This window comes from Enterobacter sp. 342, from assembly GCF_036663495.1.
In the GTDB taxonomy this organism is placed as follows: Bacteria; Pseudomonadota; Gammaproteobacteria; order Enterobacterales; family Enterobacteriaceae; genus Enterobacter.
In genome coordinates this window covers 29567-52676 of record NZ_JAWUEI010000015.1, presented here as the reverse complement: position 1 = coordinate 52676, position 23110 = coordinate 29567, and the positions used below count along the sequence as shown (strand labels likewise).

Below are 23110 nucleotides of genomic sequence, written 5' to 3'. Positions count from 1 at the left end.
TTATGAAAACAAATATTGCAAAAATAGTTGCGACTGTAAACAGAATGAATATCATAACGAGAATTATTATCAGTCATGGAATGAGGTTCATCTATGCGTACTCTGCCCCGCTCCGCCGGTACAGACGTTGCGGCCCAGTGTTTTTTAAACGCCCTGTTGCGTGAAACGAAGGACTGGCACTATCACTCCGCAACCGCTGCGGATGAGTTATCGCACATTCATATTCCGCTTTCTCCGGCCCAGGCGCTTCGGGTTCCGGTACGGTATTTCTCCCCGACCCAGCATCATCAGTACTGTTTCCCGGCAACGCTTATCCAGAGTGACAATGACAGTAGTGACGCCGTCACATTTCATCAACTGGTTGATTTAATTCTTGAAAAACCGTCAGTAAAAGGTTCGCTGGATGCCGATACGCTGGCGCGTTTTAAACAACGTGCCTTTGAAAGCCATGCGCACACCTGGCAGGCGATTGATTTGCGCCACAACTGGGCAACCCTGCGCGATAAACCGTTAACCTTTGCCGAAGCAGAACAGGCGCTGCTGGTCGGTCATGCATTCCACCCTGCGCCAAAGTCGCACGAGCCGTTTAACGAAACCGAGGCGCGCCGCTATTTGCCCGATTTCGCCTCCCGCTTCCCGCTGCGCTGGTTCGTCGTTGAGAGCACACTTATTGCTGGTGACAGCCTGAATGTTTCCCTGCGCGAACGTTTACTGCGCTTCGCAGCCCAGAGCGCCCCTGAACTTCTCGGTCACTTCACCGACACCCGCTGGCTGCTGCCGATGCATCCGTGGCAGGCGGAGTACCTGCTCGGTCAGGAATGGTGCCAGCGACTGGTGACCAACGGTTCGCTGCAGGACCTGGGTGAAGTGGGCGCACAGTGGCTGCCAACCAGCTCTTCACGCTCGCTGTACAGCGAAACCAATAGCGACATGATTAAGTTTTCCCTCAGCGTGCGCCTGACCAACTCCGTGCGCACGCTGTCGGTGAAAGAAGTTAAGCGCGGGATGCGTCTGGCTCGTCTGGCTAAAACCGAACGCTGGCAAGATCTACAGGTGCGTTACCCGACCATGCGCGTGATGCAGGAAGATGGCTGGGCGGGGCTACGCGACGAAAGCGGCGTGATTCAGGAAGAGAGCCTGATGGCCCTGCGCGTCAATCTGCTGTTTGATACTCCGGATACGCAAACCAATGTGCTGGTGAGCCTGACACAGGCCGCCCCGGACGGCGGTGATAGCCTGCTGGCTGCGGCTGTACGCCGTCTGAGTGAGCGTCTGGATTTACCGCTCGCCCGGGCCGCACGCTGCTGGCTGGACGCCTATTGCGACCGCGTTCTCCTTCCGCTGTTCAGCGCCGAAGCCGATTACGGTCTGGTCCTGCTGGCGCATCAGCAAAACATTCTTGTGGAGATGCAGCAGGACTTCCCGGTCGGGCTTATTTACCGCGACTGCCAGGGCAGCGCCTGGACCGAAGGAGCCGACGCGTGGCTGAAAGAGGCAGGCGAAACTGACGTGGAAAACCGCTTCGGTGAGAGCCAGTTACTGCGCTACTTCCCTTACTACCTGCTGCTGAACTCTACCCTTGCCGTCACCGCAGCCCTCGCCGCCGCTGGTTTCGACAGTGAAGAAAACCTGATGTCTCGCGTGCGTGATGCACTGGCCGGCCTGCGCACGACGGCGAAGCAGACCCGCTGTCTCGACTACGTGCTCGACAGCCCAACCTGGAACTGCAAAGGCAACTTTTTCTGCTATCTGCACGATCGCAACGAAAACACGATTGCCGACCCGGCAGTGATCTATTTCGATTTTAGCAACCCGTTTTACAAGGAGAAGGTGTGATGGCTAACGCGAACATCGTTCATTCCGGTTACGGCTTTCGTTGCACCATAACGGACATGTCCCTGCCGCTGACGCTGGGTCTCGACGGCAGCGCGGTGCTGGAGCGCTTGCGCGATATCCCGGACGGCTGGCTGGTTGAAGCACTCGATCAGCTGTTTGTTGCCGCGCCCGCGCTGACTGGCATTACCCTGCCCTGGGCGACCTGGCAGGATGAACCCCAGGCGCAGGCGCTTTTTAGCCTGGCCCACGGGGACTATCTGTCACGCGAAACCTTCTGGCAGTTGCCACTGTGGCTGAAAGGTGAACGCCCCCTGGCCAGCGGTGGTATGCAGTTTGATGAGAGCCGTCAGCTGTACTTCCCGCTGCGCCCTCATCGCCCGCAGGGCGAGGTATACCGCCGTTATGACCCACAAATCAAGCGCACCCTTAGCTTCCGCGTGGCCGATGTGGCGCTGGACGGCGAGCGCTTTACCCGCTGGATGAATAACCCGCGCGTCAACGCTTTCTGGGAGATGGCCGGCCCGCAGTCCGAGCAGGAAAACTACCTGCGTCGTCAGCTCGACTCGACATATTGCTACCCGGTTATCGGTTGTTTCGACGACCAGCCGTTCGGCTATTTTGAACTCTACTGGGCACCAGAAGACCGTATTGGCCGTCACTACCGCTGGCAGCCATTTGACCGTGGGCTGCATATGCTGGTCGGAGAAAAGAACTGGCGTGGCGCGCAATACATCCGTAGCTGGCTGCGCGGTCTTAGCCACTATCTGTATCTTGATGAACCGCGTACCACGCGCATTGTCGCGGAGCCGCGCTTCGACAACCAGCGCCTGTTCCGCCATCTGGCGTCTGCCGGTTTTGATACCGTGAAAGAGTTCGATTTCCCGCACAAGCGCTCGCGCCTCATCATGAGCCAGCGTCACCACTTCTTCAGCGAGGTGGAACTGTGAACGCGCTCTGGCAGAAAGTGAACCGCGAGATGGTGGCGAAGATCCTTGCCGAGCTGGAATACGAACGCACACTGCGCGCTGAGTGGGTTTCGTCGGACGGCTGGCGCATCACCATGGGCAACGAGTCCTGGCAGTTTCGCGCCACGCGCGGGATCTGGGGCTGGCTGCATATCGACCCGGACAGCCTGACCACCGCCAGCGGCGAAGCCGTCGAAGCGGAAAGCGCGCTGCTGCAACTGGCGACAGTGCTGGAGATGAGCGACGCGCAAACGGCGGAGCATCTGGAAGATCTCTACGCCACGCTGAGAGGCGATATTCAGCTTTTACAGGCGCGTGAAACGCTGGATGCCGACGCACTTATTCATCTCGATCCTGACGAACTCCAGTGTCTGATGAGCGGCCATCCTAAGTTTATTTTTAACAAAGGACGCCGTGGCTGGGGCCTGGATGCGCTGCGCCAGTACGCCCCGGAATACTGCGGGCGTTTTCGCCTGCACTGGGTTGCCGTTCAACGTGAGCATCTGGTCTGGAGCAGCGATGTCGATTGCGATATCAACACCCTGCTGGCCAGCACCATGGACAATGCCGAGCGCACGCGGTTTGACACCCGCTGGCAGATGCTGGGTCTGGACGACAACTGGCTACCCGTGCCGCTGCACCCATGGCAGTGGCAACAAAAAATTGCCATTCATTTCCTGGCGCAGCTCGCGCGTGGTGAGATGGTGGAACTGGGGGAATTTGGCGATGAGTATCTGGCCCAACAATCCCTGCGCACGCTGACCAATGCCAGCCGTCGCACGCCGTATGACATCAAGCTGCCACTGACTATCTACAACACCTCCTGCTATCGCGGCATTCCGGGCAAGTACATTGCCGCCGGGCCGCTGGCTTCGCGCTGGCTGCAGCAGCAGTTCGCCACCGATGCCACGCTTATCCGCGCAGGCGCGCAGGTGCTTGGCGAACCCGCTGCCGGGTATCTGTCGCATACTGGTTACGCCGCGTTACCGAAAGCACCCTATCGTTACCAGGAGATGCTGGGGGTGATCTGGCGCGAAAACCCGTCATGTTATCTGCAGGACGGTGAACAGGCGGTGCTGATGGCGGCGCTGATGGAAACCGATAACGCCGGGCGTCCGTTGATCGACGCGTGGATCAACCATTCCAGTTTAACGGCTGAAGCATGGCTGGAAAAACTGTTTGAAGTGACGGTGATCCCTTTCTACCACCTGCTCTGCCGCTACGGCGTGGCGCTTATCGCCCACGGCCAGAACGTGACGCTGGTGATGAAAGACTCTATTCCGCAGCGCATCCTGCTGAAAGATTTCCAGGGCGACATGCGTCTGGTGGATGAAGACTTCCCGCAGGCGGAAAGTCTGCCGGAGCAGGTGAAAGCCGTGACGGCACGCCTGAGTGCGGATTACATCATCCATGATCTGCAAACCGGCAATTTTGTCACAGTGCTGCGTTTTATCTCGCGTCTCACCCAGCAAAGTGGCGTCAGCGAAACGCGTTTCTATCAGATCCTGGCCGGAGTGCTGCGCCAGTATATGGCGGCTCACCCGGATCTTGCAGAGCGATTCGCGAAGTTCGACCTGTTCAAACCGCAAATCATTCGCGTGATCCTCAACCCGGTCAAACTGACCTTCTCCGAACACGATGGTGGCAGCCGCATGCTGCCAAACTATGTCACCGACCTTGATAACCCTCTTTTTCTGGCCTCCCGGGAGTCAGCACAATGAAAACCTATGATTTCATCGGCATTGGTATTGGCCCGTTTAACCTCAGCATCGCCGCCCTGGCGGAAGGGCTGGACGGTTTTAGTTCACTGTTTCTTGAGCGCAAGCCACATTTTTCCTGGCACCCTGGCATGATGGTGCCGGACTGCCATATGCAAACCAGCTTCCTCAAGGATCTGGTCAGTGCCGTCGAGCCTACCAACCGACATAGTTTTCTCAACTACCTGGTACAGCGTAAAAAGTTCTACCGCTTTCTGACCACCGAGCAGCGTACCGTTTCTCGTGAAGAATTTGCCGATTACCTGTGCTGGGCGGCGGAAAACCTCACCAACCTGTCATTCAGCCAGCAGGTACAGCAGGTGAGTTTTGATGAGAAAAACGGCCTGTTTGAGGTGGTAACTCAACGTGACCGCTTCCTGGCACGCCATGTCTGCGTGGGGATTGGCAAACAGATCAATCTGCCTGACTGCGTCACAACTCAGGACGATACCTGCTTCCACGCCAGCGAGATGATGCTGCGCACGCCGGATCTCGCGGGCAAGCGCGTCACTGTTGTCGGTGGCGGTCAAAGTGGTGCCGACCTGTTTTTGAATATTTTCCGTGGCGAGTGGGGCCAACCGTTGAGCCTGAACTGGGTATCGCGACGCAATAACTACAACGCGCTGGATGAGGCTGCTTTTGCCAACGAGTACTTCACGCCGGAGTACGTGGACAGCTTCTCCACGCTCGGTGAAGAGGCGCGTCGCCAGATGCTGCACGAGCAGAAGATGACCTCCGACGGTATCACCACCGAGTCCCTGCTGGCGATTTACCGCGCCATGTACCACCGCTTCGAAGTGTTGCGTGAAAAACCCTGGGCGCATCTTTTGCCGTCCCGCTCGGTGACTGCGCTTACGAGGCTGCAAAACGGACAGCGCCTGGCAATACAGCATCATCTCGACGGTGGCCGCGAACAGCTGGAGACCGATGTGGTGATCTTCGCCACCGGTTACCGCAGCGTGCAGCCAGCGTTCCTCGCCCCGCTGTCTCACCGCCTCCATCTGGATACGGACGAAGCCTTCTGCATTAACAACGATTTCACCCTCGAATGGGACGGCCCACAGAGCAACCGCCTGTTTGCCGTGAATGCCGGGATGCACCGTCTCGGTATTGCTGAACCCCAGCTCAGCCTGATGGCCTGGCGTGCCGCACGAATTTTGAATCGCGCGCATGCTGACGAGCCGTTTGAGTTGGCTACCTCCCCTGGCGTGATCCACTGGCGTACCACTACCAGCCCGGAAAACAGCCAGGTTTTTAAATCTTTAGCGAATACCACCGAGTACTGACACACACAATCAGGATCAACATAACAATGAAACGTTCTCATCTTTGGGTTTTAAATCCTTGTTTGCTTGCAATGCTTTCTACCTCTGCGTGGGCGGAAGAACAAAAGGAAGAAAATATCGTTGTCTCCGCCAGCCGCGCGCATCGCAGCGTGGCGGAGATGGCGCAGACCACCTGGGTTATCGAACGGGCCGAAATTGAGCAGCAGGTTCAGGGCGGAAAAGAGATTAAAGACGTGCTGGCGCAGCTGATTCCGGGTATGGACGTCAGCAGCCAGGGTCGCACCAACTACGGCATGAACCTGCGTGGCCGTTCGATGATGGTCATGGTCGACGGTGTGCGCCTGAACTCATCCCGTAGTGACAGCCGACAACTGGACTCCATCGATCCGTTCAACATCGACCGTATTGAAGTGATCTCCGGTGCCACATCGCTCTATGGCGGTGGCAGTACCGGCGGTCTGGTGAACATCGTCACCAAAAAAGGCCAGCCAGATACCGAAGTTGAGTTCCAGACTGGAACAAAAAGTGGCTTTAACAGCCATAACGACCACGATGAGAACGTGTCGGCAGCCGTCAGTGGCGGTAATGATAAAGCGTCCGGTCGTCTGTCCGTTTCTTATCAGCGTTACGGCGGCTGGTATGACGGCAACGGCGACGAGGTGATTATTGATAACACCCAGACCGGTTTACAGTATTCAGACCGTATTGATGTGATGGGCACAGGCACCATCAATATTGACGACCACCAGCAATTGCAGCTGACTACGCAGTATTACAAGAGTGAGTCCGACGGTAAGCATGGGCTGTATCTCGGGAAGAACTTCTCGGCGGTAACGGGAGATGCCACCGCGTACAACAAAAACAATCTGGATTCTGACCGTATTCCTGGTACCGAACGTCATCTGATCAACCTGCAGTACTCCAATACCGACTTCTGGGGACAGGATCTGGTTGCGCAGATTTACTATCGTGACGAGAGTCTGACCTACTACCCATTCCCGACCCTGAGCAAAGGTGTGGTGACCAGTATCGGCGCATCTCAGCAGAAAACCGATTTTTACGGCGGTAAGCTGACGCTGAACAGCAAGCCAGTGGATGATTTAACCCTGACCTGGGGTGTGGATGCCGACCATGAAACCTTCGATGCCAACCAGCAGTTCTTCGACCTGAGTAAAGCGGCGGCGAGCGGCGGCATGAAGCTGGACAATGCTTACAACGTGGGACGTTATCCGGGTTACAGCATTACCAACCTTGCCCCGTTCCTGCAGGCGAGCTATGACATTGACGCCATCACTCTGAGCGGCGGCGTGCGTTACCAGTACACCGAAAACAAGGTGGATGACTTTGTTGGCTACGCGCAGCAGCAGGCTATCGCCACCGGAAAAGCCACTTCGGCAGACGCGGTACCGGGCGGGAAGACCGATTACAATAACTTCCTGTTTAACGCCGGGATCCTCGGTCGCCTGACCGAACAGCAGCAACTGTGGTTTAACTTCTCGCAAGGCTTTGAAATTCCTGACCTGGCGAAGTACTACGGTTCCGGTACCTATCAGCTCGTCGACGGGCACTATCGTCTGTTGAACAGCGTGAACGTTAACGACTCGACGCTGGATGGCATTAAGGTCAACGCTTACGAACTGGGCTGGCGCTACACCGGCGATAACCTGCGCACGCAGGTTGCGGCGTATTACTCGCTCTCGGATAAAACCATCACCATCAACAAAACCGATATGACCATCAACCTGGAAGACGACAAACGTCGTATCTACGGGGTGGAAGGTCAGGTGGACTATTTCTTCACCGACAGCGACTGGAGCACGGGCGCGAACTTCAACGCCATTAAGTCTGAAACCCGTGAAAACGGTAAATGGGAGAAGCTGACAGTTGACAGCGCCAGCCCGTCAAAAGCCAGCGCATGGGTCAACTGGGCACCAGGCGACTGGACCTTGCGTGTACAGAGCACGCAGACCTTTGACGTTTCAGATGCCGACGGTAAGAAGATCGATGGCTACAACACGGTCGACTTCCTGGGCAGCTACGCCCTGCCGGTGGGTAAAGTCAGCTTCAGCGTAGAAAACGTACTGGACAAAGACTACACCACCGCCTGGGGCCAGCGCGCACCGGGGCTGTATAGCCCAACCTACGGTGCACCGGGGCTCTATACCTATAAAGGCCGTGGTCGTACGTTTGGTCTGAACTACTCCGTACTGTTCTAATCCTGCGCGCCGCCAGCGGGCGGCGCATTTTGCTGTGTAATTTCGAAGCGAATTTACTATAAAATCAGCGATTTGCTGAAATTGTCGGCAAACGAACAAAAAGGTTGTTTTCCCCCTTTGACAAGGCGTACTGAGGTCGATAATATGCGCCTCGTTCAAACGATTCCTCTGTAGTTCAGTCGGTAGAACGGCGGACTGTTAATCCGTATGTCACTGGTTCGAGTCCAGTCAGAGGAGCCAAATTTAAGAAGCCTGCTCAGGAAACTAAGCAGGCTTTTTGCTTTTCTACCTCTCTGAGGTTAACTCAGAATCGCATCCAGCCTGGCAAGCACCTCATTTACAACGGCATCAGGTATACGTTCCAGCCGCATGCCGTTCCGGGCCGCCATATCAATGGTTCTGGGCTGATCGCAGCGAATAACGCCCATTGTTTTTGTCCCCGCCCCTTCCAGTGAAACGGTGAAGCCTGCTGTACGAGCAAATTTTCCGCCGCTGGTAACGGGAACCACTACCGGTAGCCGGGTCAGCTTGTTAAACGATGCCTTTGATACGATGAGTACCGGACGTTTTCCACTTTGCTCGTGGCCAGCAATCGGATCCAGTGAAACAAGCCAGATTTCCCCTCTGTCCATTTACAGGATCTCCTTTCCTGTTGCAGGCGCATCAATCCATTCCCGGTCCTCTTCACTCATTTCAGCATGCGAGTCGCACTGCGCCAGCAGCTCCTCAAGCGAATAATGAGGCCGCTTTTGGGGTTCAATAATCAGGCAGCCATTATTAATGGTCATGCCGACTTCGCTGTCCGTCGACAGCTCCAGCGTTTTCAGCACGGCGGGAGGAACCGCCAGCATGATGGATCCGCCAACCTTTTTCAGGCGAGTTGTATACATAGAGCACCTCCGAATATTATATTTTAATATAACATTCATGGCGGGAGGTGCGCAATTATTCATCAGATTCATGGTGATTTCCTTTTCGTAATGAAGTGGGCAGAAAGCTGTTATCCATCGAAGGACAGTGCAGGTGGGAACGACGTTCGTAACTAAGAAGGCTGATAATAGAAAACTGTTTTTGCGGTTTAAAGGATTATGGCGGTTCAGATAAACGAAATGCGAGGCGGCTTCCGGATCGGAGCTGCGCCCGCAGTCTTATCTTTCGACCGGCGGAAAGACCCGTAACGCTAAGGCAGTCTGGCAATCACCTTAATCTCAAACTGGAATCCGTACAGCCACGTTACGCCGATGCCGGTCAACGTAGGGTAAGGCGCTTCTCCCCAATATTCTGGCAGGATACTCCAGATAGCGTCGAGGTTTGACTCGGGATCGACGACAAAGAGGGTCACGTCAACCACGTCACTGAACGTGCAGCCCGCAGCCGCGAGAACAGCATTAAGGTTATCGAATGCCAGCCGGACCTGAGCTTCTAAATCCTCCTCTGGCGAACCATCCTCCCGGCTACCAACCTGCCCCGAAACAAACAGAAAACCGTTGGATTTGATGGCCGGTGAATAGCGATTGCGCTCATAGAGCGCCTGGCGTCCGAAGGGAAAAACGGCTTCGCGTGTTGTCATGTCTGTACCTTTGTAATGGGGCGAAATCTGCCCGGTGAACATAACGACACTTTACAGGTGCAGGATCGGGCGGATAAACAAGCGACTTTGTCCATCATTGTTTGTAATATCCAAACAATCGGTGAAAAGAGAGGACAAGGGATGGACCGTTTCGATGCGATGCGCGCCTTCGCTCGCGTGGTGGAGGCAGGTAGCTTCACAAAGGCTGCCCAAACGCTTCATATGAGTAAAACCACGGTGACGCAGCTTATTCAGCAGCTGGAAGCACGCCTGCGCGTCAAGCTGCTCCATCGCACCACCCGCAGGCTCGGCGTCACTCCTGATGGCGCGGTCTACTACGAGCGCGTCATCCGTCTGTTGGCGGACATGGAAGATGCTGAAAACTGCCTGTCCAGTGCGGCGATTACGCCCAGAGGACGGCTACGGGTAGATGTGCCCAGTCCGCTGGCCCGCCTCATCCTGGTGCCCGCGCTACCAGCTTTCCACGCACGCTACCCTGACATCCAGTTCGACATGGGCGTGAGTGACCGGGTGGTGGATCTGATCGGCGACAACGTGGATTGCGTCCTGCGGGGCGGCGAAATCAACGACCAGTCCCTGATCGCACGCCATGTCGGCGATTTGCAAATCGGTGTTTACGTCGCACCGAGCTATGTGGAACGCCTCGGCGCCCCTGCACACCCGCGAGAGCTGGAAAACACGGACCATCGCATAGTGGGATTCTTGTCCTCACGCACCGGTAAGATTGATCCTCTGGTACTGCACGGTGAGAGTGAACATATTGAAATCACGGGCAGCTATGTACTTGCCGTGGATGATGGCAATGCTTACCTCGAAGCAGGGTTAGCGGGATTAGGCGTGATTGCGCTGCCAGTCTATATGGCTGCGGCACATCAGGCTGCCGGCTCTTTGATTCCGTTGTTTACACAATGGCGTATCCGTCCAATGCCCCTGCACCTGGCGTTTCCGCCGAACCGCCATGTCAACGCTAAACTGCGCGTTTTTATTGACTGGATCGTTGAATTGATGCGGCAACATGTCCCCAACACCAACATAGCCGCAAAGCTATAGCAGCGATTATCCTGAGAGAACGTGCATGTTTCTTGTGTGGTTACGCGAAAGCTGAAGACGTGCAGGAGTATTTCGGTGAATCACCCGTCAGGTGTTCACCGCATTGCGAGCAGTGTCGTAAAAAGCGTTCAGGACTCCGTGAGCTGACGCCAGGCCGCCACTTCCTCATCCAGCCACTCGACAAAGAGAGCCACCTCCGGTTTCGCCTCCGTTAACTGCGATGTCACCAGCCAGTAAGGCCAGGGATACGGCGCGGTGAAAGGGGTAAGCTGGACCAGTTCGCCCCGGGTGATGGCATCCTGAACCAGAGAACGGCGCTCCAGCGCGATGCCTTTCCCGAGCCGAACGGTTTCGATAATTAAATTGGAGTCGTTAATACATAAACCACCAGGCACGATCTCTTTCTCAAGCCCTGCATTTACGCACCATGCTTTCCACGACTCCATAGAAAAAATAATCTGACTTTTTGCAATCTCAACTGGCGTAGCGGGCAGCACACCGCAGTTATAACCGGGTGCGGCCACCACAATGAGTTCATCGGAAAAAAGATAACGGCTTTCACTCCCTTCCCAGTTTCCCCTACCCATCCGTATCGCGATATCTATCCCTTCCTGCTGCAGACTGGTTACCGTCAGGCTGGCCTGGATCCGAAGAGTGATAAGAGGATATTTCGCCCGAAAGCGCTCCAGACGCGGCAATAACCAATGGCATCCAAAAGATGGCACCATCGACAGCGTCAGCTCCTGTTTTCTCGGCTTCACCTGCACGAGCCGGGTGGCATCCGCAATATGGTTCAAAGCCTCGCGTACCTGTAAGGCATAGAGCCGCCCTTCTTCATTAATCTGCACCCCTCGCCCGTGCCGGATAAAGAGCTTTACACCCACCATGTCCTCCAGCACTTTGATCTGCTGGCTGATGGCAGAGTGGGTAACGTGAAGCTCTTTCGCCGCCAGCGTCACGCTGCCAAGACGCGCGACAGCTTCAAAGCTTCGCAAACTGGCAATGGGTGGAAAATCCGACATGAGAGCACTCCCTTATCTGCACTGGATTTATAACGGCAATTTGCCCACATGTCAGTAAAACTAACCTTTGCGGTAAGATACTGAAGATATTCGCCATGCGGATTGTATTGTAATGTCTGTTCATCCTTTTCAATGACATGTTATTCCACAGAGACAGGAAAACGGGAATTATGATTAAGCTTGTTGGTATGATGGATTCGCCTTATGTACGGCGCGCGGCGATCTCCCTTGAGCTTTATGGCGTTGAGTTTGAAAGTCAGCCGCTGTCAGTCTTCAGCACCTTCGAAGCATTCTCCCGCATCAACCCCGCAGTAAAAGCGCCGACGCTGATTCTGGATAGCGGAATACGTCTGATGGACTCGTCGCTGATACTGAATTATTTTGAGGCGCAAGCCGCTCCCGAACGGAGACTTCTACCTGCAGTACCGGATGCGCTCGCAAATGATCTCCAGACGCTGGGCTTTATCCTCGCCGCCTGTGAGAAAGCCGTGCAAAATGTGTATGAACATAACCTGCGACCGGCGGACAAGCAGTACAGCTCATGGGGTGAACGTATTACAATCCAGCTGCTGGCAGCCTGCAAAGAATGGAATGCCTTGCTGGAGGCGCGTCCTGCCACCGCAGTTCCCGATCAAGTTGCCGTCACCAGTACCGTGGTCTGGACGTTTATTCAGTCGATGATCCCCCACGTCGTTAACGCAGCGGATTTTAGAGAGATTCAGGCGATTGCCGAATCATTCGAATCACAGGCAGTCTTTAAAAAATATCCTTTCAACTAAATGACGGGCCCGGTAAGCACAGTACCTACCGGGCAAACCAGAGCCTAGATCTGATAATCAATCGCCACTTCTTCCGGCTCCATCACCTGGCGTTTAATCTCATCAACGGACAGACCGGCGTTGCAGAGTTCGATAAAGCGCCACACATAGTTGCGCTGTAGCTGTCCGCGCTTCAGGCCAAGCCATACGGTGTTGGCGTCAAACAGATGACGTGTATCAAGACGCACCAGATTCCCGTCTTCACGTTCTCCACTGGACTGTTCCGCCACCAGACCAATACCCAGCCCCAGTTCGACGTAGGTTTTGATCACATCAGAATCCTGCGCGCTCAGCACCACGTCCGGCGTTAACCCTTTGCGGTTGAAGGCCTCATCAATGCGCGAGCGCCCGGTAATGCCCTGGCGGTAAGTAATCAGTGGCCATTTAGCGATCGCTTCCAGCGTCAGGGGGGATACCTGATTCAACGGATGATCAACGGGAAGTAATAAACTGTGGTACCAGCGGAACCAGGGGAACGCCACCAGCAGCGGGTCGTTGCTCAGGCGTTCACTGGCAATGCCGATATCTGCCCCACCGTTTTGCAGCAGCACTTCAATTTCCTGCGGCGTGCCCTGGATAAGCTCCAGACGGACATCAGGGAAAAGTTCGCGGAAGGCTTTAATCACCGGCGGCAGGCTGTAGCGAGCCTGTGTGTGGGTGGTGGCGATGGTAAGCACGCCGGAGGCATCATTGGTAAAGAGATCCGCCAGTCGACGAACGTTGCTGGCCTCGTTGAGGATCCGCTCCGCGATGGTGAGCAATGCCTTGCCAGGCTCCGTCATGCCAAGCAGTCGCTTACCACGACGGATAAAAATCTCTATGCCCAGCTCCTCTTCCAGCTCGCGGATATGGCGGCTGACACCGGACTGAGAGGTATAAAGCATATTGGCGACTTCGGTCAGGTTAAAGTCCCGCCTGGCCGCCTCACGGATAATTTTAAGTTGCTGGAAATTCACGATTCACTCCGGCGCATCTGACATTGCTCTATTGTTAGAGTCAGCTGAGCTGCAGAACAAATAATAAAAACCAGCATCTTATGCTTTTATGGAATATTAACTCACGAGCTGCAGTTCTCGGTTCTCAAGCGAAGGCTTGCTGACCAGAGACATCAAAATCTCTTTTACCGCCTGCGCTTGTGGCGACAGCGAACCACGCGCGGACATGTTCAGCGACAGAGGTAAGCTCATAGACGGTGTTGTGATGCGCGCCATCCAGCCATTTGCCGCACTGCACAGCGAGCGTGCAGCGGATTCCGGCAGAACCGTCACTCCCATTCCGCTAGCGATAGCTGCGGTCAGCGTGGAGATAGAGTCGATTTCGCCGATGATTTTTGCCGTCAGGCGGCGCAGGGAGAATGCCTCATCCACGCGGACGCGCACGGCACTGTAGTCACGTGGCAGATAAAGATTCATCTCAGCCACGGCGGTCAGGTCTACGCTCTGACCCGGGCAGTCGCGGGTGCCCACGAGGTAAAGATCTTCTTTCAGCAGCGGCTGGCTGGTGATCCCGGCGACCGGAGAGCGATCGTAAAGCACCGCCATATCCAGCTGGCCGTTGAGCAGTTTGTCATTCAGTACTGAACCGCTGTTTTCGTGCAGGTATACCAGCACTTCCGGCAGCTCGGCGCGAACGGCCTGCAGCAGCGGCATGGTAATAGACGATGCGGCCGTTCCCGGCGCTAAACCGATGGAAACATGTCCACTCAGAGTCTGACCGACATTATTCACCGCCAGTTGTGCCTGTTCACACTGGCGGAGGATGGTGCGTGCGTGGGTATAAAGGATCTTACCTGCTTCCGTTGGCGTAACGCCGCGTTTGGTGCGAATCAACAGCTGTTGATCCATCTCGCCTTCCAGAGTAGCCACCTGCTGGCTCAGCGCAGGCTGCGCGATATGCAGCACTTCCGCCGCTTGAGTCAGGCTGCCGATATCGACGATTTTTACGAAGTATTTCAGTCGTCTTAAGTTCATTTTGCCCCCTGTTCGAAATGCTGTGCCGTAACCGGCTGTCGTTGTTGAACAGGTTTTGCAATATGAATGCCAGTTTTTCGAAGAGGTCTGATTTGTTGCTAAGCGGCTGAAAATAAGGAAACCTAATCATGGAGGGGGCATTTATTACTGAAACAGCAGTTTATGATCTGCCCCATTAGAGGTATAACCGCACCATTACGGTGCATTCCGCTGTCAAAAACATCACTTTGCCGATTTTGTCGGCAAACGATCAAAAGGTGTTGATCCACCCTTTGACAAGCACGGCTGACGTCGATACTATGCGCCCCGTTCACACGATTCCTCTGTAGTTCAGTCGGTAGAACGGCGGACTGTTAATCCGTATGTCACTGGTTCGAGTCCAGTCAGAGGAGCCAAATTTGAAAAGCCTGCTTTTAAAGCAGGCTTTTTGCTTTTCTGCGTCTGGTCAAATTGCCGTGGGCGAAAAGAACTTCACATCCCTAGCTTAACCGGCATCCCCGAGCGTCGTTCCAGTTCGGCTCCCGCCCCCTCGTTAATCAACTGCGTCCGCTGCGCGGCTGAAATTGGCAGGGGCACTTTTCGGGTCGATTCAAATTCCGCACGGTTACGTGATAATGGTTCATGCACTTCCACCCAGCGGCTACCGTCTGGCTCCGTGGTGACTTTAACGGGCCGATCGATAAGCTGTACTCGGGTCCCTACAGGGACATGATCGAAAAGGTATTTGATGTCGTTATTACGCAGACGAATACAGCCCTGGCTCACCCGCAGCCCGATACCGAAATTCGAATTTGTGCCGTGAATGGCATACAGCCTGCCGATATAGATCGCATACAAACCCATTGGGTTATCCGGGCCTGCTGGGACAAAGGCTGGCAGTGTTTTGCCCTCTGCCGCATAAGCACGGCGCGTATTCGGCGTAGGCGACCATGTCGGCCCCACCTGCTTACGCTCAACGGCCGTCACCCAGTTACGCGGTGTTTCACGCCCGGCCTGACCGATGCCGATGGGCAGCACTTCAACGGTGTTACCACCCGGCGGATAGTAATAGAGACGCATTTCTGCCACATTCACCACAATTCCTTCCCGGACGGTATCAGGCAAAATCAGTTGCTGAGGGATCGTTAATTTCGTACCTGATTTGGGAAGAAAAGGATCCACGCCAGGGTTGGCCTCCAGCATATTACTCAGCCCCAGTCCGTACTGCGCGGCGAACGCCTCAAGCGGTAACGTATTATGGTCCGGTACAGTGATAACCTGCGAGCTGCCCACCAGCCTGCTTCCTGTTGGCGGTAGAGGATAACTCACCGCCAGCACGCTCTGGCTGATGAGCAATGCAGCAAAACCGCCCAATATATTTATACGACGCATATTCCCTTCCTCAGTCGTTCCGCTATTTGCTAAGCATAGCGTAGCCGCACTGCATTACCCATCACGAAATAAAATCAGTTTCCTCGCGCTGCCTGTAGCGGTAGTCTCATAGGTTCCGTTTATATGACGGCTGCTATGTGAGTGACCTTTTCTTATACCAATAATTAAAAATCAGTACAGACAGGACAACTATGGACTCCACCCTCATCTCCGATCGCCCCAACGAGGAGACCCCTTCGCTGAACCGCGCCCGCCGTGCCGCTTTGGGTAGCTTCGCTGGCGCCGTCGTCGACTGGTATGATTTTCTGCTTTACGGCATCACCGCCGCACTGGTGTTTAACCGCGAATTCTTTCCGCAGATAAGTCCCGCAATGGGTACACTCGCGGCGTTCGCCACCTTCGGTGTCGGTTTTCTGTTTCGACCGTTAGGCGGTGTGATCTTCGGCCATTTTGGTGACCGTCTCGGGCGTAAGCGCATGTTGATGCTCACCGTCTGGATGATGGGGCTCGCCACCGCTCTGATTGGCATTCTCCCCTCGTTTTCCACTATTGGCTGGTGGGCACCGGTACTGCTGGTGACGCTACGCGCCATTCAGGGATTTGCCGTTGGTGGTGAATGGGGTGGCGCGGCGCTGCTATCCGTTGAGAGTGCGCCGAAAAATAAGAAAGCGTTTTACAGCAGTGGTGTACAGGTCGGGTATGGCGTGGGTCTGCTGCTTTCTACCGGGCTGGTATCTTTAATCAGCCAGCTCACCACCGACGAACAGTTCCTGAGCTGGGGCTGGCGCATTCCGTTTATCTTCAGCATCGTGCTGGTAATTGCCGCCCTGTGGATCCGTAATGGGATGGAAGAGTCCGCTGAATTTGAACAGCAACAGCGGGAAAAACCTGCCGTCAAAAAGCGGTTGCCGGTGATGGAAGCCCTGGTTCAGCATCCTGGCGCTTTTCTGAAAATCATCGCCCTGCGCCTGTGCGAATTGCTGACGATGTATATCGTCACCGCATTTGCACTGAACTACTCGACGCAGAACCTCGGACTGCCGCGTGAATTGTTCCTGAATATCGGTCTGGTGGTCGGTGGGATCAGCTGCCTGACGATCCCCTGCTTCGCCTGGCTGGCAGACCGGTTTGGTCGCCGCCGCGTCTATATCACCGGGGCGCTGATTGGCACCCTCAGCGCCTGGCCATTCTTTATGGCGCTGGAAGCTCAGTCGATCTTCTGGATTGTCTTCTTTGCCATCATGCTCGCGAACATCGCTCACGATATGGTGGTCTGTGTCCAGCAGCCGATGTTTACCGAACTGTTCGGCGCCAGCTACCGCTACAGTGGTGCAGGCGTGGGGTATCAGGTGGCAAGCGTGGTCGGCGGCGGGTTTACGCCGTTTATCGCCGCCGCTCTGGTGACCTTCTCCGGCGGAAACTGGCACAGTGTGGCGATTTATCTGCTGGCCGGCTGCCTGCTGTCCGCCGCCACAGCGCTGTTTATGAAAGAGACGAGCCACCGCTGATCTCACTTTTGTTTCACAGGCGTGTGACATACTATCGGGTAGAGTCGCACACCTGTGGAACAAGGAGACAGAGATGAATAATAAGGGCTCCAGCCTGACCCCGGCTCAGGCGCTGGAAAAACTCGACGCACTGTATGAACAGTCCGTCAACGCGCTGCGCAGCGCCATCAGCGAATACATCGAAACAGGGAAACTTCCCGATGAAAAGGCCAGAACCGAGGGCCTTTTTGTTTATCCATCGCTCTCTGTAACCTGGGACGGTAGCGCCAGTAACACCCCGAAAACCCGCGCCTACGCCCGTTTTACCCACTCCGGCTGCTATAGCACCACCGTCACCCGCCCTGCACTGTTCCGCCCCTATCTTGAAGAGCAACTCACGCTGCTGTATCAGGATTACGGCGCGCATATCGCCGTTGAGCCATCGCAACATGAAATCCCGTATCCTTATGTCATTGACGGTTCAGCGTTAACCCTTGACCGCTCCATGAGCGCGGGTCTGACCCGCCATTTTCCGACGACAGAGCTTTCCCAGATTGGCGATGAGACGGCTGACGGCATCTTCCATCCGGCGGAGTACTCTCCTCTGTCGCACTTTGATGCTCGCCGCGTCGATTTCTCCCTGGCGCGCCTGCGCCACTACACGGGTACACCCGCTGAACATTTCCAGCCATTTGTGCTGTTTACCAACTACACCCGCTATGTCGACGAGTTTGTACGCTGGGGCTGCAGCCAGATCCTCGACCCGGAGAGTCCTTACATCGCGCTGTCATGCGCGGGTGGGATCTGGATCACCGCAGAGACCGAAGCACCCGAGCAGGCCATCTCCGACCTGGCGTGGAAAAAACACCAGATGCCCGCCTGGCACCTGATCACCGCCGACGGGCAGGGGATCACGTTGATTAACATCGGCGTTGGCCCGTCTAATGCCAAAACCATCTGCGACCATCTTGCGGTACTGCGTCCTGACGTCTGGTTGATGATTGGACACTGCGGCGGACTGCGTGAAAGCCAGCTGATTGGCGATTATGTGCTGGCTCACGCCTATTTGCGTGATGACCATGTACTTGATGCCGTTCTACCGCCTGATATTCCTATCCCGAGCATCGCCGAAGTACAGCGAGCGCTGTATGACGCGACCAAAGAGGTCAGCGGCATGCCGGGTGAAGAGGTTAAACAGCGCCTGCGCACCGGTACGGTCGTCACTACGGATGACCGTAACTGGGAGCTGCGTTACTCCGCCTCCGCGCTGCGCTTCAACCTGAGCCGCGCGGTAGCGATTGATATGGAGAGCGCCACCATTGCCGCGCAGGGGTATCGCTTCCGCGTCCCTTACGGCACCCTGCTTTGTGTTTCAGATAAACCGCTGCATGGTGAAATTAAACTTCCTGGCCAGGCCAACCGTTTCTATGAAGGGGCAATATCCGAACATCTGCAAATTGGTATTCGTGCCATTGATTTGCTGAGGGCCGAAGGTGACAAGCTTCATTCTCGCAAGCTACGTACCTTCAACGAGCCGCCATTCCGCTAATAACAATAAGGAAAAAAAATGTACTCTACATCACCGTTAGCAGCCCTGCGTCAGTGGCTTCAGGAAAACAATCTCGACGGGATGATCGTCCCGCGCGCGGATGCCTGGCAGAGCGAATACTGCTCGCCTTACGACGAAAAGCTGGCCTGGCTGACAGGCTTTGACGGCTCTGCTGGTCTGGCCCTGGTACTGAAAAACAAAGCGTTGCTGTTTGTTGATGGCCGCTATCAGGTTCAGGCCCGCGTTCAGGTGAATACGGAGGAGGTTGAGATCCATCATCTGCACAACGAGCCGCTGGCAGAATGGTTATCTGCAAACGTTGAGGCGGGTACACGTATCGGCTTTGAAGCGCTGCTGATGACCAATACGGAGTTTGAGCAACTCTCTGCCACACCGTGCAAACTGGTTCCTCTGAGTGCCTCTCCGTTCGACGTGCTCTGGCCCGATCGCCCTGCGGCTCCGGCAGGGCTTATCCGTGAAATGCCGATTGAGATCAGTGGCGAAAGCAGTGCTGACAAGCGTCAGCGTGTCGCCGCTGTGCTGACAGCAAACAATGCCGATTATCTGGCCGTTACCCTGCCGGACAATATCGCCTGGTTGCTAAACGTGCGCGGTTCGGATATTCCATACAGTCCGGTTCCCCTCTCCTTTGCCCTTCTGGGCCGGGACGGGAACGTTGAGTGGTTTGTTGACAATACTAAGCTCAGCGCCCTTCCGGATGCGGTGCGCAATGCTTTCACCATTGCACCTCAGGACGCCTTTATCGCGCGCTGTCAGCAGAACGCCGAAGGCAAACGGGTAATGATGGATGCCGATTCCGCGCCGGTAGCCCTGCGCTTTGCCATTGAGCCACAGGGTGAAATTGTCTGGCAAACCGATCCCATTACCCTGATGAAGGCCACCAAAAACCCGGTAGAGCTGGCAGGTTATCGCGAATGCCATCACCAGGATGGTGCCGCATGGGTGAACTTCCTGGCCTGGCTGAACCGTGAAGTGCCGCAGCGTGAAGCTGCGGGACACCCCCTGACCGAGCTGGAAGTTCAGGCACAACAACTTGCATTCCGCAAGCAGCAGCCTGGCTTTATTGAACAGAGTTTTGCGACCATCTCCGCCTCCTCCAGCAATGCGGCGATGTGCCATTATCATTCAAGTGAAGCCAGCAACAAGCCCATCGGGCATGATCATTTTTACCTGAATGATTCCGGCGGTCAGTATGTTAACGGCACCACCGATGCCACGCGCACGCTGGCATGGGGTAAGGTCGCCCCGCAGCAGCGTCTGCACTACACTGCCGTGCTGAGAGGCTTCCTGTCGTTAATTTCCCTGCAGTTTCCATCCGGAACGCAGGGGCATCAACTGGATGCCTTCGCGCGTCGCCCGCTATGGGAGATGGGGCTGGATTACGATCACGGAACAGGGCATGGCGTGGGACACCAGTTGCTGATCCATGAGAACCCGCATCGCATCGCCAAAAAGGTCAACCCGTGGCCGCTGGTGGCGGGCAATATCATGACCATTGAGCCAGGGTATTATCTGGGCGATAGCCACGGTATTCGTATTGAGAACCAAGTTGAGATTGTTGAAAGCCGCCCAGGATTCTGCAAATTCTCTTCGCTGACGCAGATCCCTATCGACTTAAGTCAGGTTGAGTTGCATCTGTTGAGCGAGCAGGAAAAACAGTGGCTGGATGAGTATCACCAGCAGGTCCGCGAGACCCTCTCTCCACTGGTGGAAAGTGATGCGCGCCCGTGGCTGGTTGAGGCGACGGCGCCGATTCGCGTGTAATTTCGTGCGGTCTGGTGCCGGGTGGCGCTGCGTTTACCCGGCAATTTTACCTTGCGCAGAAAAGCAAAAAGCCTGCTTTAAAAGCAGGCTTTTTAAATTTGGCTCCTCTGACTGGACTCGAACCAGTGACATACGGATTAACAGTCCGCCGTTCTACCGACTGAACTACAGAGGAATCGTGTGAACGGGGCGCATATTATCGAGGCTCCCCAGGGATGTCAAAGGCAGAATGCATATTTCTGATTGTTTGCCGATTTATTCTCCATTTCGCGCATTTATCAGGCATTCTTCCGTGGGTATTTCCACAACCAGCGCCCACTCACCATACGCCAGTAGAACAACGCCCCGCGCACGGCCCAGTCGAGGAACATCCCTAGCCAGACACCAACCACACCCCATCCGAGCATCACCCCAAGCGTATAACCCGCGACAACGCGACAGCCCCACATGCCGAGCATCGACACCCACATGGCAAAGCGGGCATCACGCGCCCCTTTCAGCCCGGCGGGCAGTACCCATGAAGCCGCCCAGATTGGCATAAAGGCAGCGTTGAGCCAGATAAGGATCTTAACAACCTCTTTTACATCCTCTTCGTGGGTATAGAACGAGGCCATTAACCCGGCAAAAGGCGCGCTTCCCCAGGCAATCAACGTTAACCCAATGGTCGACAACCAGAATACGTGTCGCAACTGTCGTTCCGCCTGCCCTATCTGCCCTTTACCGAGCCGTTTACCAGTGATGATGGTCGATGCCGAACCCAGCGCATTACCTGGCAGGTTAATCAAGGAAGCAATGGAGAAGGCGATAAAGTTACCGGCAATCACGTCGGTCCCCATCCCGGCGACAAACATCTGCGTGAGCAGCTTACCTCCGTTAAACAATACCGATTCAATACTGGCGGGAATACCAATCCCCATCACTTCCCAGATAATGGCGAAATTAAAGGGCCGGAAATAGCTTTTAAGCGTAAGCCGCAGCGAGGGGGTAATCCCCGTCATCAGCACACCAAGGATGGCCGCCGCACCGATATAACGTGAAATGGTTAACCCCAGCCCGGCACCAACGAATCCCAGCCCATCCCACGAGAACACACCGTAGATCAGTACGCTACTGATGATGATATTCAGGATGTTCATCCCGCCGTTAATCAGTAACGGAATTTTGGTGTTGCCTGCCCCGCGCAGCGCACCGCTGCCAATCAGCGCAATGGCTGCCGCCGGATAGCTTAAGACCGTCATTTCCAGATAGGTCAGCGCCAGGTCCTTAACCTCTGCCGTCGCCTCACCCGCGACAAAGTCGATAATCTCTTTACCGAAATAGTGGATCACTGCCGCAAGGATGATTGAAAAGATGGTCATGATCATCAGCGACTGGCGTGCCGCCTCACGGGCGCGTTTGGGATCAAGCTTACCCAGGCTAAACGCAACCACCACCGTCGTCCCGAGATCTATGGCGGCGAAGAATGACATCACCACCATATTAAAGCTATCCGCCAGCCCGACCCCTGCCATCGCTTCTTTCCCCAGCCAGCTCACCAGGAAGGTGCTCAGTACCCCCATTAGCAGAACGCAGGTATTTTCCAGAAAGATAGGTACCGCAAGAGGGGTGATTTCACGCCAGAACAGAACACGATAACTTTTACGTTTTGCGTACCATGGTGTGCGCGTTATCACCTGGCGCAGGGGTGCAGTGACGTTCAAAATGGACCTTAGCGAGAAAAGTTGAAACTCCATTTCAAATGATGGGGGAGAAATGATAATCCTGCAAAGTATTTTCAATTAAAAAATGTTTGGATTTACAACAAACTGACGACAGAATCAGCAATCGATCGATTTTCCCTAAGATCAGGTTTGACAAAACTTTTTTCGCCGCTAAGATAAGCCTCCACAACGATTCCTCTGTAGTTCAGTCGGTAGAACGGCGGACTGTTAATCCGTATGTCACTGGTTCGAGTCCAGTCAGAGGAGCCAAATTTAAAAAGCCTGCTTTTAAAGCAGGCTTTTTGCTTTGCTGGTGAGGGGAAATATGAACGCTCTGTTTGTCTACGGCACGCTGCGCCCGGGCCACTCTAATGCGCATATCCTTGAAAACATTGGCGGCGAATGGCTGGCCGGTTTCGTAACCGGCACGTTCTATGAACGTGGCTGGGGAGCGGCGGCAGATTTTCCGGGGATCGTCCTCCACCCTGATGGCCCCCGCGTAGAAGGTTATCTGTTTATTTCCGATAACCTTGCCGCACACTGGCAAATGCTGGATGAATTTGAAGACGGTTATGATCGGGTTGAGGTCATGGTGACCACACCTGACGAGCAACAGGTTAAGGCCTGGATTTACCAGCTACAACCGCGCTCTGAGTCATAAAAAAAGCTCTCTGTCACCAGAGAGCCTTTTTCACAATTCATTGCGA

19 protein-coding genes and 4 tRNA genes are annotated in these 23110 nt (G+C 55.1%); 14 read left to right on the top strand and 9 right to left on the bottom strand.

Annotated features, from left to right (window positions below; all coding sequences use genetic code 11):
* The first annotated feature begins 93 nt into the window (after positions 1 to 93).
* The 6 genes from V6E55_RS13855 (at position 94) to V6E55_RS13830 (ending at position 8300) form a co-directional block, all read left to right on the top strand.
* Positions 94 to 1836, top strand: a complete 1743-nt coding sequence (locus tag V6E55_RS13855; protein ID WP_316943096.1) for an IucA/IucC family protein — start codon at positions 94 to 96, stop codon at positions 1834 to 1836.
* A complete protein-coding gene (locus tag V6E55_RS13850) occupies positions 1836 to 2783 on the top strand; it encodes a GNAT family N-acetyltransferase (protein ID WP_316943095.1) in 948 nt (315 codons plus the stop codon). The genes V6E55_RS13855 and V6E55_RS13850 overlap by 1 nt, the downstream gene beginning before the upstream one ends.
* Positions 2780 to 4522, top strand: coding sequence for an aerobactin synthase IucC (gene iucC, locus V6E55_RS13845; RefSeq protein WP_316943093.1), 1743 nt, complete (start codon positions 2780 to 2782; stop codon positions 4520 to 4522). Before V6E55_RS13850 ends, iucC begins: the two co-directional genes overlap by 4 nt.
* Positions 4519 to 5844 (top strand): lysine N(6)-hydroxylase/L-ornithine N(5)-oxygenase family protein, encoded by a 1326-nt coding sequence (locus V6E55_RS13840; RefSeq protein ID WP_316943092.1) that lies wholly within the window; start codon positions 4519 to 4521, stop codon positions 5842 to 5844. Before iucC ends, V6E55_RS13840 begins: the two co-directional genes overlap by 4 nt.
* Positions 5845 to 5870: 26 nt before the next feature.
* Positions 5871 to 8060: a TonB-dependent siderophore receptor gene (locus V6E55_RS13835; RefSeq protein ID WP_316943091.1), complete on the top strand. Its 2190-nt coding sequence runs from the start codon at positions 5871 to 5873 to the stop codon at positions 8058 to 8060.
* 164 nt (positions 8061 to 8224) lie between these two features.
* Positions 8225 to 8300: transfer RNA gene (locus V6E55_RS13830), tRNA-Asn, on the top strand.
* Positions 8301 to 8359: 59 nt separating this feature from the next.
* Here the strand turns inward: V6E55_RS13830 and V6E55_RS13825 are convergent.
* The 3 genes from V6E55_RS13825 to V6E55_RS13815 all read right to left on the bottom strand — a co-directional run bounded on the left by V6E55_RS13825 (position 8360) and on the right by V6E55_RS13815 (position 9630).
* Positions 8360 to 8692 (bottom strand): type II toxin-antitoxin system PemK/MazF family toxin, encoded by a 333-nt coding sequence (locus tag V6E55_RS13825; RefSeq protein ID WP_236921365.1) that lies wholly within the window; start codon positions 8690 to 8692, stop codon positions 8360 to 8362.
* A complete protein-coding gene (locus V6E55_RS13820; protein ID WP_128348841.1) occupies positions 8693 to 8950 on the bottom strand; it encodes an AbrB/MazE/SpoVT family DNA-binding domain-containing protein in 258 nt (85 codons plus the stop codon).
* Positions 8951 to 9240: 290 nt separating this feature from the next.
* Positions 9241 to 9630, bottom strand: coding sequence for a RidA family protein (locus V6E55_RS13815; protein WP_316943090.1), 390 nt, complete (start codon positions 9628 to 9630; stop codon positions 9241 to 9243).
* A gap of 141 nt (positions 9631 to 9771) precedes the next feature.
* Between V6E55_RS13815 and V6E55_RS13810 the strand changes: the two genes are divergently transcribed.
* Positions 9772 to 10701, top strand: a complete 930-nt coding sequence (locus tag V6E55_RS13810; protein WP_316943089.1) for a LysR family transcriptional regulator — start codon at positions 9772 to 9774, stop codon at positions 10699 to 10701.
* 128 nt (positions 10702 to 10829) lie between these two features.
* Here the strand turns inward: V6E55_RS13810 and V6E55_RS13805 are convergent, their stop codons facing one another.
* Entirely contained in the window at positions 10830 to 11723 is an 894-nt protein-coding gene (locus V6E55_RS13805; RefSeq protein WP_316943088.1) for a LysR substrate-binding domain-containing protein, read from the bottom strand.
* A 173-nt stretch (positions 11724 to 11896) separates the two neighbouring features.
* Between V6E55_RS13805 and V6E55_RS13800 the strand changes: the two genes are divergently transcribed.
* On the top strand, positions 11897 to 12502 hold the full coding sequence (locus V6E55_RS13800; RefSeq protein WP_316943144.1) for a glutathione S-transferase family protein: 606 nt from the start codon (positions 11897 to 11899) through the stop codon (positions 12500 to 12502).
* 44 nt (positions 12503 to 12546) lie between these two features.
* Here the strand turns inward: V6E55_RS13800 and cbl are convergent, their stop codons facing one another.
* Both cbl and nac read right to left on the bottom strand, forming a co-directional pair.
* Positions 12547 to 13497, bottom strand: a complete 951-nt coding sequence (cbl, locus tag V6E55_RS13795; RefSeq protein WP_208594305.1) for an HTH-type transcriptional regulator Cbl — start codon at positions 13495 to 13497, stop codon at positions 12547 to 12549.
* Positions 13498 to 13593: 96 nt separating this feature from the next.
* Complete coding sequence (gene nac / locus V6E55_RS13790) at positions 13594 to 14511, bottom strand: nitrogen assimilation transcriptional regulator NAC (protein ID WP_008499475.1); 918 nt, start codon at positions 14509 to 14511, stop codon at positions 13594 to 13596.
* A gap of 319 nt (positions 14512 to 14830) precedes the next feature.
* Here nac and V6E55_RS13785 point away from each other — a divergent pair.
* Positions 14831 to 14906 (top strand) — tRNA-Asn (locus V6E55_RS13785).
* Positions 14907 to 14982: 76 nt separating this feature from the next.
* Here the strand turns inward: V6E55_RS13785 and ldtA are convergent.
* Positions 14983 to 15882: a L,D-transpeptidase gene (gene ldtA, locus V6E55_RS13780; RefSeq protein WP_316943086.1), complete on the bottom strand. Its 900-nt coding sequence runs from the start codon at positions 15880 to 15882 to the stop codon at positions 14983 to 14985.
* 191 nt (positions 15883 to 16073) lie between these two features.
* Between ldtA and shiA the strand changes: the two genes are divergently transcribed.
* From shiA to V6E55_RS13765, 3 genes are all read left to right on the top strand, one after another.
* Positions 16074 to 17390: a shikimate transporter gene (shiA, locus tag V6E55_RS13775; protein ID WP_129995429.1), complete on the top strand. Its 1317-nt coding sequence runs from the start codon at positions 16074 to 16076 to the stop codon at positions 17388 to 17390.
* Between the two features lie 73 nt (positions 17391 to 17463).
* Positions 17464 to 18918: an AMP nucleosidase gene (locus V6E55_RS13770; RefSeq protein WP_114979746.1), complete on the top strand. Its 1455-nt coding sequence runs from the start codon at positions 17464 to 17466 to the stop codon at positions 18916 to 18918.
* Between the two features lie 18 nt (positions 18919 to 18936).
* Positions 18937 to 20703: an aminopeptidase P family protein gene (locus V6E55_RS13765; protein WP_316943083.1), complete on the top strand. Its 1767-nt coding sequence runs from the start codon at positions 18937 to 18939 to the stop codon at positions 20701 to 20703.
* Positions 20704 to 20802: 99 nt separating this feature from the next.
* Here the strand turns inward: V6E55_RS13765 and V6E55_RS13760 are convergent.
* Positions 20803 to 20878, bottom strand: a tRNA-Asn gene (locus V6E55_RS13760).
* A gap of 103 nt (positions 20879 to 20981) precedes the next feature.
* Positions 20982 to 22436 (bottom strand): multidrug efflux MATE transporter EmmdR, encoded by a 1455-nt coding sequence (gene emmdR, locus V6E55_RS13755; RefSeq protein WP_147279807.1) that lies wholly within the window; start codon positions 22434 to 22436, stop codon positions 20982 to 20984.
* A 161-nt stretch (positions 22437 to 22597) separates the two neighbouring features.
* Here emmdR and V6E55_RS13750 point away from each other — a divergent pair.
* Together V6E55_RS13750 and V6E55_RS13745 are read left to right on the top strand one after the other, a co-directional pair.
* Positions 22598 to 22673: transfer RNA gene (locus V6E55_RS13750), tRNA-Asn, on the top strand.
* Between the two features lie 55 nt (positions 22674 to 22728).
* The gene (locus V6E55_RS13745) at positions 22729 to 23064 is read left to right on the top strand and encodes a gamma-glutamylcyclotransferase family protein (protein WP_114979749.1); all 336 of its coding nucleotides are present in this window, start codon (positions 22729 to 22731) and stop codon (positions 23062 to 23064) included.
* Positions 23065 to 23110: the final 46 nt, after the last annotated feature.

What these genes read in the sequence shown, in the direction of transcription:
- V6E55_RS13855 (WP_316943096.1), top strand. Translation starts at nt 94, where the DNA reads ATGCGTACTCTGCCCCGCTCCGCCGGTACAGACGTTGCGGCCCAGTGT.
- V6E55_RS13850 (WP_316943095.1), top strand. Translation starts at nt 1,836, where the DNA reads ATGGCTAACGCGAACATCGTTCATTCCGGTTACGGCTTTCGTTGCACC.
- V6E55_RS13840 (WP_316943092.1), top strand. Translation starts at nt 4,519, where the DNA reads ATGAAAACCTATGATTTCATCGGCATTGGTATTGGCCCGTTTAACCTC.
- V6E55_RS13835 (WP_316943091.1), top strand. Translation starts at nt 5,871, where the DNA reads ATGAAACGTTCTCATCTTTGGGTTTTAAATCCTTGTTTGCTTGCAATG.
- V6E55_RS13825 (WP_236921365.1), bottom strand. Translation starts at nt 8,692, where the DNA reads ATGGACAGAGGGGAAATCTGGCTTGTTTCACTGGATCCGATTGCTGGC.
- V6E55_RS13820 (WP_128348841.1), bottom strand. Translation starts at nt 8,950, where the DNA reads ATGTATACAACTCGCCTGAAAAAGGTTGGCGGATCCATCATGCTGGCG.
- V6E55_RS13815 (WP_316943090.1), bottom strand. Translation starts at nt 9,630, where the DNA reads ATGACAACACGCGAAGCCGTTTTTCCCTTCGGACGCCAGGCGCTCTAT.
- V6E55_RS13810 (WP_316943089.1), top strand. Translation starts at nt 9,772, where the DNA reads ATGGACCGTTTCGATGCGATGCGCGCCTTCGCTCGCGTGGTGGAGGCA.
- V6E55_RS13805 (WP_316943088.1), bottom strand. Translation starts at nt 11,723, where the DNA reads ATGTCGGATTTTCCACCCATTGCCAGTTTGCGAAGCTTTGAAGCTGTC.
- nac (WP_008499475.1), bottom strand. Translation starts at nt 14,511, where the DNA reads ATGAACTTAAGACGACTGAAATACTTCGTAAAAATCGTCGATATCGGC.
- ldtA (WP_316943086.1), bottom strand. Translation starts at nt 15,882, where the DNA reads ATGCGTCGTATAAATATATTGGGCGGTTTTGCTGCATTGCTCATCAGC.
- shiA (WP_129995429.1), top strand. Translation starts at nt 16,074, where the DNA reads ATGGACTCCACCCTCATCTCCGATCGCCCCAACGAGGAGACCCCTTCG.
- V6E55_RS13770 (WP_114979746.1), top strand. Translation starts at nt 17,464, where the DNA reads ATGAATAATAAGGGCTCCAGCCTGACCCCGGCTCAGGCGCTGGAAAAA.
- V6E55_RS13765 (WP_316943083.1), top strand. Translation starts at nt 18,937, where the DNA reads ATGTACTCTACATCACCGTTAGCAGCCCTGCGTCAGTGGCTTCAGGAA.
- emmdR (WP_147279807.1), bottom strand. Translation starts at nt 22,436, where the DNA reads ATGGAGTTTCAACTTTTCTCGCTAAGGTCCATTTTGAACGTCACTGCA.
- V6E55_RS13745 (WP_114979749.1), top strand. Translation starts at nt 22,729, where the DNA reads ATGAACGCTCTGTTTGTCTACGGCACGCTGCGCCCGGGCCACTCTAAT.